Raw genomic sequence first — 13,789 nt, 5'->3', positions numbered from 1 at the left:
CATCCTGTGGGCCACCGATTGGCGAGACTTAAAGGCGGAGATTAGGCGTCGTTGCCCTGATGCAGATAAGAAAGTCTATACATTCCTATCTATAAAGAAATTTAACCAATTTGGTTCCTACCGGGAGCATTTCTAATTCACGGCGAGTAAACATTCCTTTGCGAAGGATGACCGCTACAAATATACATCCTCCTAATAACACTCCGCCCAAAGCTTGAAAAGCTGCCAGTATTCTGTTTGAAACCTCATCCTCAAAGACATGATTGAAGCCCCACACTAATACGCCCATTAAAATAGTGGCTTGAAGGAGTATCAGCAGCTGCTGTCTATCAAATAATGACTGTTTCAAATGTTTTTTTAATACAGCAAAAAAAAGGAGGGACATTACAAAAAATGAGATGACCGTAGCGTAGGATGCCCCCATAATAAGGGAATGGGGAACGAGCACTAGATTTAATAGCCATTTTACCACGATGCCAGTGACAACGATTAGTATCGTTTCAAGATTATGTCCTAGGCTTTGCAATATCGAAGCTTCGGCCATGATCACGGACGTAAAGATAATTGAAACAGATAATACCGCCAATTCGGCACTTCCTTGATTGTCTGTAAAAAGCATATAATTTGCAGGCTCTATAATGCAAAAAAGGCCGACACCCGCGGCTGCCCCTATCGTCAAGCTGATTAAAAGCGCCATTTTAATGATAGGAATCATTTCGCTTCTTCTCTTTTGCTGCACAAAGCCTGAAAGCAATGGGACAAGTGACAAAGCAATGGAATTGGAAACAACAGTTCCAAGCTGAATAAGCGGCTGCCCGCGATCGTACACACCTTTCCATTCCTTGGCCGCGATTTCCCCTAAGCCGCCTTTTCTTAAAAGCATGTACAAATTCATCGAATCAACTAGCTGTATAAAAACCAGAATTAAACTTGCGATACAAAAGGAAAGACCTTGCCATAACAAAATCTTGGTAATCGCGGGAAAAGTCTTTGCTCGCACCCTGGACTGCTGCACTTTTTTCCAGTCTTTTCGTAGCCATACAAATGATACAAGTACAAGCACGGCTGTCACTCCGCCGGCTATTGAACCAAATGCCGCACCTGCACCAACGACATACAATGAATATCCTTGCTGAATCAACACAAATGAAAACACGAGAATGGTACTTATTCTCACGACCTGCTCAAAAATTTGGGAAGCAGCTGTTGGAAGCATATTATGAAATCCTTGATAATAGCCCCTTACTACCGAGATAAAAGGCATGAGCAAAAAGGAAAAGGCTATAATCCGGATAAGATCGGCAAGTTCCGGATCCCTCATTTGCCCTGCAATAAAGACTGCTCCAAAATATAAGCCCCCAAAAAGCAATAAGCCAACCAGACTCAGGATAACAAAGGAAGTAAACATGATTTCTTTAATCGTTAATCTCGAAGAATGTCTTTCGGCAATTAACTTTGAAATGATCATCGGAAAACCAAAGGTAGAAAAAGCAACAGCAATACCATAAAAAGGGTATACCTGTTGATATATATAAAAACCGATATCACCAGTGATATTCTGATAAGGAATTCTGTAGGCCGCACTGAGGACTTTGATGAATATAGCTGCAAATGTTAAGAGTAAAGCTCCCTCAAACAGCTTTTTTGATAGATGTTCAGGCTTCTCAGCCATTAACTTTCCCCTTCCTGACTCTTATGTTGTGTTTGTATTATAACATAACACGAGAGGCAGCCTGGCGCTGCCTCTCATTATTAATCGTATGTAAGCCAGGCCCCCACGAGGCCCGTCTTTTTTCTTTATGATTCCATTTGTCTTGCCAAAAATCCTGCTGCCGTTTCAACTGCTTTTTGCTCAACCTCGCCGACCGTTGCTTCTTTAGAATAAATGACGACCGCTCCAATTGGGTCTCCGTTCGCAATGATCGGTCCGATTGTATAGGATTGAACATCCTCTTCGTTTCCATCGACAAAGGCAATGCTCCCTTTTTGGGTTTCGAGCAAAGAATGACGATCTTCCATCGATTTTTCCACTAACTCACTAATACTTTTATTGAGGTAATCTTTTTTGGAACCTCCTGCCATCGTGATATAGGTATCACGATCACAAATTAACACGGGACTGCCAAGGCTATCATATAAAGCTTCTGCATACTCTTTTGCGAAATCACCTAATTCACTGATAGGAGAATATTTTTTCAGGATTACTTCTCCATCCCTGTCAACAAAAATCTCTAATGGATCTCCTTCTCGGATACGAAGGGTTCTGCGGATTTCTTTAGGAATAACCACTCTACCTAAATCATCAATTCGGCGAACAATACCAGTTGCTTTCATCTTGTGTTGCCTCACTTTCATCTCATTGATTTTTTGGGTGACGATTTCACCATTACCATGCTTGCACTTAGTATTTTTTCATATGGAAAGTTCTATACATTTTGATTGGATTTTTCTTTCTTTTGGTGTTCTTCCCATCAAAGGCAGACAAAAGCAAATAAGACCCAATATGATCAAAACGTTTATGCTGTTGTTTGATTCTCAAGTTTTACGTGCTGTAGACCTTTTACAAGCTCATTCAGTACATGAAGCCACTTTTCTGCTTCTGTGTCTTTTGTGTGCAATACAAGCTTCATTCTTCCAGCTTCCATACCAAAACCGACCATACGCCCATACTTTGAACCTAATTGAACAATCTTCTGTCCATCAATCGCGCTGCTTTCTTTTTCCGAGATAAGAATCGAGATATCCTGTTTTGCCTGTTTAACGCTTTCAATTCCTGCCTGAATAGCAAAGATTTTCGTCTCTGCAATCATTAATAAATAGGTAACTTCATCCGGATATTCTCCAAAACGGTCAAGCATTTCTGCCTGTAATTCCTCGAGTTCTTCAAGAGACGCAACTCCCCTGAACCTTTTGTATATCTCAATTTTTTGATGCCCGTCGGAAATATAAGAGTCTGGGATGTAGGCATCTACATCCAGGTCGATTTCAAGTTGTGTGCCTTTATCTATAGGTTTATCGTTCTTCCGGACTTCCACTGCTTCTTTCAGCATTTGTGAGTATAGGTCAAAGCCCACAGAATCGATAAATCCATGTTGCTGTGCTCCCAACAAATTTCCCGCCCCACGAATCGTCAAGTCGCGCATCGCGATTTTGAATCCTGAACCTAACTCGGTGAATTCCTTTATCGACTGAAGCCTTTTTTCAGCCACTTCCGTAAGGACTTTGTCCTTCCGGTAAGTAAAGTAGGCATAGGCAACACGATTGGAACGGCCCACCCGTCCACGAAGTTGATAAAGCTGGGAAAGCCCCATTCTATCCGCTTCATGCACGATTAGTGTATTCACATTTGGAATATCTACACCGGTTTCGATAATCGTAGTGCTGACTAAGACATCGTATTCCCCATCCAGAAAACCAAACATAACAGATTCCAGCTCTTGCTCGGTCATTTGCCCATGGGCAAAGGCCACACGCGCATCCGGCACTAACATGGAAATTTCTTCTGCTTTTCTTGCTATATCTTCTACCCTGTTATATAGAAAGTAAACCTGTCCGTCTCGCGCTAGTTCTCTTTCAATTGCTTCTCTTACCAGTCCGCCGTTATATTCCATAACATATGTTTGCACCGGAAAGCGATTCTCCGGAGGGGTTTCGATCACAGATAAATCTCTTACTCCAAGCATCGACATATGGAGTGTTCGCGGAATCGGCGTTGCCGTTAAAGTTAAAACATCCACATTTGTTTTCAGCTTTTTTATTTTTTCCTTATGGGTCACTCCAAACCGCTGTTCTTCATCTATAATCAGCAAGCCGAGATCGCGATATTGAATGTCCTTGGACAAAAGCCTGTGAGTCCCTACAACAATATCCACCGTGCCAGCCTTTAGTCCCTTAGTCGTTTCCGTCTGTTGCTTTTTAGAGCGAAAACGGCTCAAAAGCCCAATGGTTATCGGGAAGTCCTGGAATCTCTCCCTTAACGTTTCATAATGCTGTTGCGCCAAAATGGTTGTCGGGACCAAAAAGGCGACTTGCTTGCCATCCATAATTGCCTTAAAGGCCGCCCTAATGGCCACTTCCGTCTTACCGTAGCCCACATCACCACAAAGAAGGCGATCCATCGGTCGCTCGCGTTCCATGTCTTTTTTTATTTCATTGATGGAGCGTAATTGATCTTCTGTTTCATTATAAGCAAAAGCCACTTCAAATTCTCTTTGCATATCGACGTCTGGAGAAAAGGCATAACCTTTTGCTGCTTCACGCTCCGCATATAATTTGATCAGATCGTCGGCAATATCTTCGACAGATGATTGGACCTTGCTTTTAACCCGTTTCCACTCACTGCCGCCCATTTTATATAGCTTCGGTTCTTTCCCCTCAGATCCTACATATTTTTGAACGAGATCGATTTGGTCAACAGGGACGTACAATTTATCGTCACCCTGATAACGAATTTGAAGATAATCTTTATGGACATTATTAATGCTAAGCGTCTCAATTCCAAGGTACTTGCCAATCCCATGATTGACATGAACCACATAGTCCCCGACCTTAAGCTCCGAATAGCTTTTTATTCTCTCTGCATTGGAGAGTTTTTGCCTTCGGATCGACTTTTTCGTCCTCTTATTAAATAATTCCTGTTCTGTAATCACCGCGAGTTTTTGCATGGGCAACTCGAAACCATTATTTAAATTCCCTTTAAGGATTTGGATTTTACCTGGAAGGATCCCGCTGCTTTCTTCATCAAGCGCTGCCGCTTCTATTTCATAGTCATCTAACACCCTGTTCAGCTTTTTCACTCTTTCTTCATCAGGACCGAGGATAACAACGGCAAATTTGCCTTTTTTCCAACGCTCGACCTCAGATTTGAACACATGCATCTGTCCATGAAAGTTCTGCATCTGCTTGGATGTCAAATTCAAGATATTCTGCGGATTGGTATGCGGTACATGCCGTAAAAACAAGGATAAATATACAAACGGTCGGCTGGATCCCACAATTAGTTCCGGCAGCTTATTGGATAATTGGATATCGTGAATAATCCGTCCCTCACTCAGAAGATCGGTATGCCACTCTGCTTCTTCTGTTTCGAGTGATTCGCTCATCTCTTGAATCCGGCTGATTTCATCTAGTATGACAACCCCGTTTGCCGGCAGGTAATCTATTAAACTAGCCGGTTTTTCATAAGCAAGTCCTAAGTATTTAGATATTTGATCGGGCACGGACCCGTTCTGGAGCTGCTCCAATTCGTAACCGATCGTTTGAACCATTAGCTCCTTTGCTTTTTCATCCTTTAATTTCTTTAAACTTTTAGCAAGCCCTTTTTCAAGGTTATGAATAATGCTTTCAACATGTCTTGGTTCCAGCAAGGCTTCTGTCATCGGACCAATAAGAACGGTTGAAAGCTTTTTGACGGAACGCTGATCTTCAATGGAAAAGGTTCTGATTGAATCTATTTCTGTGTCAAATAACTCGATTCGAACCGGATTGTTTTCTGTTATTGGATATACATCAATAATGCCGCCTCTTACGCTAAATTCACCCGGGGTCGAAACCATTTCTGTTCTTTGATACCCCATTGATATAAACGTATTCAGGGTCTCTTCCAAATCAAGGTCATCACCAACTTTAAAGAAGGATTGGTGGTTTTTCCAAACATCCTTTGGCGGCAGCAGTTTACGAAGCCCTGAAATCGGTACAATAACAATCCCCTTTACTCCACTGGACCAGTAATTCAAAGCCTCGATGCGCTGAGCCCGGAGTTCTGGACTCGCTACGCTCAGCTCTGCGGCAATAAGCTCGTTAGCTGGATATATATATAATTCCTCTTCAGGCAACAAGCCGGATAAGTCCTCATGAAACTTTTGAGCCTGTAAAAGATTGTGTGTAACTAATAAGATAGGCCTATTTGTTTCTTCATATACCGATGCAATGAGCATCGACCTCGAGGAACCGGATAGTCCGGCCACCAGTTGTTCTCTCAGTCCTTCATCAATGCCTGTGATCACTGACTGCACATCATCTTGTCTTGAAAACAAGCTTTTCAATCCATCCATGTCTGTACCTCCTCTCACTTAACAGGTCACGTAATCTTTCACGCCTTAACGTCGTGACCTTTTCATTACCATTAAACTCAAATAAAGAAAACTCGCCGACTGGCGAGCCTTTTAGGCGAAAACAAAGGCGTAGTTAGTTGCACTTATGCAGATAGTTATACTATTCCATCTGCCAAACGGAAAAAACGCTTTGGTTTTACCAAAGCTTCCTTCGTTTAATGGATTATATAATCATTTTGGTGTAAATCGGGATTTCTTTGCAATGATTCGTGGCAGTCTTCACATATCGCTTTCACATGGATGTCTCCAGCAGAATCATACACAATCATGTCTTGCCGATCTTCATTATTAAGGTGATTAAATCCTAATTGCTCTGTATTCAGTGTTTGTTTCTGGAGCGTTCCAATCTTTGTACCACAATGCCTGCAATGATAATGGAGAGCCATTCCTTAACCCCCTATTCGCGCTTAATATTTTTAGTATAAACCGAAATAGGGGAGTCTTATTCATGGGAATATTCACTTATCATTTAAGCTTTATTGATTATGTTCATTCATTACTTGTAAAAATGGTTTCTTTGTCCAATCTTCGCAAGCTTCCGCACATTTTTCAATGACTTTACTCATCGTTTCCCAGTCTTCCTTCATAAAGCGGCCCAGCACATAATCAATCACCGGAATTCTTCCGATAGGACGACCGATGCCAATACGTATCCGGTTAAATTCCTGGGTGCCAAGATGGGCGATTGTAGATTTAATTCCATTATGTCCGCCGGCACTGCCTTTTTGACGCAGACGGATTCTTCCAACTGGCAAATCTAAATCATCATATAAAACAACGATATCTTCTAGCTCCGCTTTGAAAAAGTTCATAACGGCTGCGATTGATTCACCCGAGAGATTCATATACGTCAACGGTTTAAGCAGCAGTATTTTTTCACCGTTCACTGAGCCAATTCCGTAGATTCCTTTATGCTTTGCTTGATCTAGGGGTATAGCCCATTTTTTTGATAACTCATCAATTACATCAAAGCCGATGTTATGCCTCGTATGTTCATATTGTTTTCCCGGGTTTCCTAAACCAACAAAAATCTTCATTGTCCACACTCCGTCTTTCCAAAAATCCTACTCTTTTTTCCATTTCAAAACAAGCGGCTCAAGACCCATATAAGAAAAGCGAAAGCTTACGTCGAGGTTGGGTGCTGGCCGACTAAGACACCACGTCCTTATGTCATCGTCGGCGCAAGTCACGTCTTGTACGCCTTAGCTAGACATAGTCAAAATTAAAAAACTTATACTTTCTTTTTCTTTAAAGAAAACTCGCCGGTTGGCGAGCCTCAGAAGGCAGAAATTAGGTGCAGTTGCACCTATTCAGTGTTAGACTTCCTTAACAGCGAAAAGGCGTAACCCGATTAGGTTACGCCTATTGTACCATATTATTTCGTTTCTTCGTCTGATTCTGATTTGGGAGAAGCGGGTGTTTCACGTCCCTCTTCGTTTTCAGGGACTCCTCCATCCTGCTGCTCGCCGGTATTGATTTCTTCTTCTTGTCTTGGAGCAAGGACAGAAGCAATTACTTCCTCGTCTTCATGATTGATGCTTATCTTATAATTCTTTTTAATTTCACCAATCGTGATCACTTGCCCTACTTGCAATTCAGTAATATCTACCTCAATTGCTTCAGGAATTTCTTGCGGTTTAGCCGTTACAGAAAGCTCATGGAGAGATTGTTGCATAACTCCGCCATCTTTGACGCCCGCTGAATCGCCGACAAGGTTTATTCTTACTTGTGCATTCATTTCAGTTGATAAATCGACGATTAAAAAGTCTGCATGAAAAATTTCATTTTTTAATGGGTCTTTTTGATAATCAGTAAGCATGACATTATAGGCTTTTCCATTCACATCCAACGAGATGATCCCATTCCGGCCAACTTTTTTCATCGTCTTTAGAAAGTCTGCACTGTTTACAGAGATGGCAGTACTATCGTTCTTATTTCCATAAATGACAGCAGGAAATTCTCCATTTCCTCTTAGCTCTGTTAAAAAAGACCCGCGCTTATTAGTATTCGAACGTTCTTTTGCTGCAAGTGCACTACTCATGGTATTTCCCCTTTCAAATTCGAAATTCGACATATTTCTACATCTCTAATTATTAATTATACCCTAATTAAAGAGAAACAAAACACCTTCTTGGAAAACTTTGATAATAAAACTACTAATTTCCTCTAATTAAAAAAGGCTTGCTGGTTCAGAGCAAGCCCGATTGTTTTCCATTAGATAAGTTATATCATAGCCTTCTATTAATCGAATAATGTGCTGACAGATTGCTCTTCGTGAACGCGGATAATTGCTTCCCCGATTAATGGCGCAACTGACAGCTCAACAATTTTTTCAATTTTCTTTTCTTCAGACAGAGCAATTGTATTTGTAACAACAAGCTCTTTAATTTTTGAATTTTGAATCCGTTCAATAGCTGGGCCGGAAAGAACTGGATGCGTACAGCATGCATAGACTTCCAAAGCTCCGTTTTCAACCAAGGCATTTGCGGCCAGAGTAATCGTACCGGCCGTATCGATAATATCATCGATAAGAATGGCCGTTTTCCCTTCAATGTTACCCACGATATTCATAACCTCCGCTACATTTGGGCGCGGACGGCGTTTATCTATGATTGCAATTGGCGCTTTCAGGCGGTCGGCCATTTTACGTGCTCGGGTTACACCGCCATGATCCGGCGAAACAATAACAATATCGCTTAATCTTTTTGCCTTAAAATAATCAGCAAGAATCGGAACCCCCATCATGTGGTCGATTAAGATATCGAAAAATCCTTGAATTTGTGGGGCGTGAAGGTCCAGCGTAATAACGCGGGTTGCACCAGCTGTTTCCAATAGGTTCGCTACCAGCTTAGCAGTGATTGGCTCACGTGCACGCGCTTTACGGTCCTGGCGGGCATAACCGTAATAGGGCATAACAATGTTAATGGTTTTTGCGGATGCACGTTTAAGGGCATCAATCATAATTAATAATTCCATGATATGTTCATTTACAGGCGCGCTTGTAGATTGAATAACAAACACATCACAGCCACGGATGCTTTCTTCAATATTAATCTGGATTTCCCCATCGCTAAAACGGGTTACTGAACACTTTCCAAGCTCTACCCCGATTGATTTCGCTATTTCTTCTGCTAGAGCAAGATTGGAATTTAAAGAAAAGACCTTTAAATTAGGATCTAAATACTGATTCGACATGCTGAACCTCCACCTGGATTATTTATTGAAATTTAAATGTTGAACATAGTTTTCTTTATTCACTTGACGGGCGCGAGCTATCGACAAAGCCTCACCCGGAACGTCCTCAGTAATCGTAGAGCCGGCAGCCACATAGGCGTTCTTCCCTACTGTAACGGGGGCGATTAAATTGGAATTGCATCCGATGAATACGCCATCTTCAATCTTAGTTAAATGCTTATTCACTCCGTCATAATTGACGGTAATTGAGCCGCAGCCAATATTCACATCATTTCCAACTTCTGCGTCTCCAATGTAACTTAAATGAGAGGCTTTGCTTCCTTTACCGAAGATCGTCTTCTTAATCTCGACAAAGTTTCCAATTTTCACTTCATCAAGCAATTCGGATTTTGGACGTATGTGCGCAAATGGCCCAATGCTTACATCAGATCCGATTTTGCTCTCATGAGCGACAGATTGTCTAATCACTGTCCGGTTGCCAATCTCACAATCTTTAATTTCCGAATTAGGTCCAATGATGCAATCCTCACCAATTTGGCTGTTCGCTTTAATCATCGTTCCTGGATAAATAACCGTATCTTGCCCAATCATCACATCAGCTTCTATATACGTGTTATTAGGATCGATGATCGACACGCCATTTTTCATATGATATTCATTTAAGCGTCTTTTTAAAATTTGTTCAGCCTGCGAAAGAGCGACGCGGTCGTTTACCCCAAGTGTTTCTTCAAAGTCATCCGTTTGAAACGCAGTAACAGTTTCACCTTGTGATTTCAATATCTCAATCACATCAGGCAGATAATACTCTCCCTGAACGTTTTCATTCGATACCTTCTTTAAAGCTTGAAATAGTGCTTTATTGTCAAAACAATATGTTCCTGTATTGATTTCTTCTATTTGTCTTTCAGCGTCTGAAGCATCTTTATGCTCAACAATTTTCTCAACCAGGCCTTCGTTACTGCGGATTACCCTGCCATAGCCAGCCGGATTTTCGGTTGTGGCAGTCAAGACACTTGCTTTCGCGTTCATTTCTTCATGTTGCTTGATAAGCGCGGCCATTGTCTCGGCTTTGATAAGGGGAGTGTCTCCGCAAATGACCAATGTGGTCCCTTCCTTGTCTGCCAATAAACCTTCCGCTTGCATAACTGCATGTGCTGTGCCTAATTGCTGTTCTTGCAAAGCATATCGACTTGCATCTCCAAGCTGTTCTTTAACTAGTTCAGCACCATGCCCGATGATTGTTACAGTTTGTTCTATAGTAAGTTCATTGACTTGGTCAATCACATGTTGTACCATTGGTTTTCCGCAAACAGGGTGCAGAACCTTGTAAAGCTTTGATTTCATTCTGGTACCTTGTCCTGCCGCTAAAATTACTGCATAGCGATTACTCATTAATAGGCCTCCATTTTCACCTTTTTATCCATTAAAAATACTATAGTAAAAGTCGAATGTTTTCAAGGTTACAACACTAAGTACAATTTTTTGTCAAAAAAAAAAGGATTATATATGTGGATTAGAGGTTTATATCGAGGTATGCCGGGTAAAAGATATATAAAAAGAGCCTTACTTAGGAAGTAGGCTCCTGATGCTATAAAACCTTTTTGTATTAAGAAGCTCCTGCTTCCTCTAATTCTACTACTTCTAATTCTCCCAAGCGGTGGTATTCTGCCAAAACTGCATCCTGGATTTTCCCGCGTGTTGAAGAATTAATCGGATGAGCAATATCACGGAACTCCCCATCCGGAGTGCGTTTGCTCGGCATAGCTACGAATAAGCCGTTATTCCCGTCAATGACACGGATATCATGAACAACGAATTCATTATCCAATGTGATAGATGCAATCGCTCTCATTCGACCATCAGTAGTTACGCGGCGTAATCTTACGTCAGTCACTTCCATTCTGTTCACCACCTTTCGAACATTATAAAAACTGTAAACTACTTATTCAACAAAGAGATGAGATTCTCCTTCTATTAATTGTAAAATTTTTTGAAAAATTACAACAATCCTTTATAGACAGTATTTTCCTAGCCTCTAATCATGAAGAATAGGATTTTTTTGAATAAATATTTCTTCATTGATAAAAAAACTCGCCGATTGGCGAGTTTTTTTAGATGAAAACACAGTAAGATGCACTTAGGCAGCCAAAAAAGCGCTCTTTTTTATTTAACGAGCGCAACCACTTCGATCTCAACCAGAGCATCTTTTGGGAGCCGTGCTACTTCTACACAAGATCTGGCTGGTTTATGTGTTGAAAAATATTCTCCATATACTTCATTTACTTCAGTGAAATCATCCATATTTTTAATAAAAACCGTTGCTTTGACAACTGTCTCTAGCGTGGCTCCCGCCTCTTTCAAGACAGCTTTCAGGTTTGCGAATACCTGATGTGTCTGCTCTTTAACATTTCCAGTCAGCATTACTCCATCAGCCGTAAGCGGAATTTGTCCCGAGCTGTAAAGCAGATTATTCACCACAATCCCCTGCGAGTAAGGCCCAATAGCAGCCGGTGCCTCGTTTGTATGTACGTATTTCATGAAATAAGCCTCCTTTTATATTTTCTGATCAGTCGAAATAATTCCCGTGGCTGACCTTAATCTTCTTATCCTTTTCACCTACATCAGATAGTTTAATCAATGATAAATAATGTTCGACCAGCCGTTCTTCGGTATTTTCAGATTCAACTAAAACGGCAATTCCCGCTACAGCAGCTTTGAATTCCTCCAGAAGACTGACCATTCCATTGACAGTACCGCCCGCTTTCATAAAATCATCGACAATTAGTACATTTGAACCTTCGGCAAGGCTTCGCTTGGACAGAACCATCGTCTGAATCCTTTTTGATGAACCGGACACGTAATTGATTGAAACAGTGGAACCTTCCGTAACTTTATTATCTCTTCTCACAATTACCACAGGAACGTTCAAATGATTGGCGACCGCGTAAGCAAGCGGGATTCCCTTTGTTGCCATCGTCATAATGACATCCACTTTTTTGGATGCATAAGCAGCTGCAATGATTCTGCCTACCTTATTTACGATCTGAGGTTTTCCCAGGATATCCGTCATATACAGATAGCCTCCCGGGAGAAGCCGCTCTGGACTTGTAATAATTCCGCACATCTCGTCAACAAAGCTTAGCGCTTCTTCTTTATTAATGCTAACTACGTATCTAACACCGCCTGCAGCACCCGGAACGGTCTGAAGTGTTCCGATCCCTCTTGATTCGAACGTTTTTTTTATGATCGTTAAATCTTCACTGATGGAAGATTTAGCTGAGCTATACCTTTCCGCGAATAAGGTTAGCGACACGAGCTGACCCGGATGTTCCAATAAATAATTTGTCATATCTACAAGCCTCTCGCTGCGGCGAAATTTCATGGCTACACCTCCTTTTGTTGAAACCCGAATGATTAAAGCTAATATATCATTATTGTACGTGATTATTCAAGTTCATTTAGATCTCCAAGCATCCTCACAGCATAAACTTGATGACAAAACCCGCGTAATCCGTTATAAATCCGCTGCATTCTTGAATCATGCTCCACTAAGCCGAAAACTGTCGGACCGCTTCCGCTCATCAATACTGCATCCGCACCAAACGTCTTCATTTGCTCTTTGATATTGGCAACTTCCGGATAGGCTGAAAGGGTTACTTGCTCAAGAACATTGCCAAGGTTCCCGCAAAGCTGGGCATAATCATTATTGTTAATGGCTGATATCATTTCTTCCACATTGGGATGAGCTGCCTCTTGCAGGTTGAGCCTTTTATAAACATCGGCAGTTGACACACCGATCGTTGGCTTGGCAAGAATAACCCAGCATTTTGGGGGAGTTGGCAAATGCGTAATTTTCTCCCCTCTGCCCTTTGCTAAGGCCGTACCGCCGTATACGCAAAATGACACATCCGATCCGATTTCCGCACCGATTTCCGCCAGTTCATCCAATGACAAACCAAGGCTCCAAAGCCGGTTCAACCCCCTTAAAGTAGCAGCCGCATCACTGCTGCCACCTGCTAGTCCGGCTGCAACGGGAATGTTTTTTTCAATCGCGATTGAAACCCCTTTATTTATTTGATAGCGCTCCTTTAATAAAGCTGCTGCTTGATAAGCCAAATTTCGATTATCATCCGGAACAAAGCGATTATGGGATATAATTTGAATGGTTCCGTTTCCTGTCTCACTGAGTTCAATTCGATCTGCCAAATCCACTGTAGTCATGACCATTTCTACTTCGTGGTATCCATCAGGCCTCTTAAAAAGCACATCAAGCGCTAAATTTATTTTAGCCGGTGCTTTTTCCATGAGTTTCAATATGTCCACCTACTTTAACGTTCTTAAAAGTTCTTGTACTATTTTACCATATATGAATATATTCTAAAGGTTTTTCCCTTTTAATTTAAATGAGCCAAGGATTGAAAAAGGACCAGACTCTTCTTATACGCCATAGACAGTGGCGCAAAGACAAGAATCTGGCCCAA

General features: G+C 41.5%; 12 protein-coding genes. All 12 read right to left on the bottom strand.

Translation table 11 applies throughout. The annotated features are described in order from the left end of the window. Positions 1–85 precede the first annotated feature (85 nt). Positions 86–1,672 (bottom strand): polysaccharide biosynthesis protein, encoded by a 1,587-nt coding sequence (locus tag LQ216_RS19140; protein ID WP_230131155.1) that lies wholly within the window; start codon positions 1,670–1,672, stop codon positions 86–88. 125 nt (positions 1,673–1,797) lie between these two features. Continuing rightward, the gene (gene spoVT, locus LQ216_RS19135; RefSeq protein WP_230131153.1) at positions 1,798–2,334 is read right to left on the bottom strand and encodes a stage V sporulation protein T; all 537 of its coding nucleotides are present in this window, start codon (positions 2,332–2,334) and stop codon (positions 1,798–1,800) included. A 182-nt stretch (positions 2,335–2,516) separates the two neighbouring features. After that, positions 2,517–6,053 carry a transcription-repair coupling factor gene (gene mfd, locus LQ216_RS19130; RefSeq protein ID WP_230131151.1) on the bottom strand — a complete coding sequence of 1,179 codons (3,537 nt, stop codon included), beginning with the start codon at positions 6,051–6,053 and terminating at the stop codon, positions 2,517–2,519. 215 nt (positions 6,054–6,268) lie between these two features. Then, on the bottom strand, positions 6,269–6,499 hold the full coding sequence (locus tag LQ216_RS19125) for an anti-sigma-F factor Fin family protein (protein ID WP_230131149.1): 231 nt from the start codon (positions 6,497–6,499) through the stop codon (positions 6,269–6,271). A 90-nt stretch (positions 6,500–6,589) separates the two neighbouring features. Beyond that, positions 6,590–7,150: an aminoacyl-tRNA hydrolase gene (gene pth / locus LQ216_RS19120; RefSeq protein WP_230131147.1), complete on the bottom strand. Its 561-nt coding sequence runs from the start codon at positions 7,148–7,150 to the stop codon at positions 6,590–6,592. Between the two features lie 338 nt (positions 7,151–7,488). After that, a complete protein-coding gene (locus LQ216_RS19115) occupies positions 7,489–8,154 on the bottom strand; it encodes a 50S ribosomal protein L25/general stress protein Ctc (RefSeq protein WP_230131145.1) in 666 nt (221 codons plus the stop codon). 200 nt (positions 8,155–8,354) lie between these two features. Further along, positions 8,355–9,308 carry a ribose-phosphate diphosphokinase gene (locus LQ216_RS19110; protein ID WP_230131143.1) on the bottom strand — a complete coding sequence of 318 codons (954 nt, stop codon included), beginning with the start codon at positions 9,306–9,308 and terminating at the stop codon, positions 8,355–8,357. 18 nt (positions 9,309–9,326) lie between these two features. Then, positions 9,327–10,700: a bifunctional UDP-N-acetylglucosamine diphosphorylase/glucosamine-1-phosphate N-acetyltransferase GlmU gene (gene glmU / locus LQ216_RS19105; RefSeq protein WP_230131142.1), complete on the bottom strand. Its 1,374-nt coding sequence runs from the start codon at positions 10,698–10,700 to the stop codon at positions 9,327–9,329. Between the two features lie 214 nt (positions 10,701–10,914). After that, a complete protein-coding gene (gene spoVG / locus LQ216_RS19100) occupies positions 10,915–11,208 on the bottom strand; it encodes a septation regulator SpoVG (RefSeq protein ID WP_230131140.1) in 294 nt (97 codons plus the stop codon). Between the two features lie 263 nt (positions 11,209–11,471). Continuing rightward, complete coding sequence (locus LQ216_RS19095) at positions 11,472–11,846, bottom strand: RidA family protein (RefSeq protein ID WP_230131138.1); 375 nt, start codon at positions 11,844–11,846, stop codon at positions 11,472–11,474. Positions 11,847–11,874: 28 nt separating this feature from the next. After that, on the bottom strand, positions 11,875–12,690 hold the full coding sequence (purR, locus tag LQ216_RS19090) for a pur operon repressor (RefSeq protein WP_230131137.1): 816 nt from the start codon (positions 12,688–12,690) through the stop codon (positions 11,875–11,877). 62 nt (positions 12,691–12,752) lie between these two features. Continuing rightward, a complete protein-coding gene (gene ispE / locus LQ216_RS19085; RefSeq protein WP_230131135.1) occupies positions 12,753–13,622 on the bottom strand; it encodes a 4-(cytidine 5'-diphospho)-2-C-methyl-D-erythritol kinase in 870 nt (289 codons plus the stop codon). Positions 13,623–13,789: the final 167 nt, after the last annotated feature.

The organism is Bacillus sp. CECT 9360, assembly GCF_918741275.1.
Lineage (GTDB): Bacteria > Bacillota > Bacilli > Bacillales > DSM-1321 > Peribacillus.
This window is presented reverse-complemented; position numbering and strand designations above follow the sequence as displayed.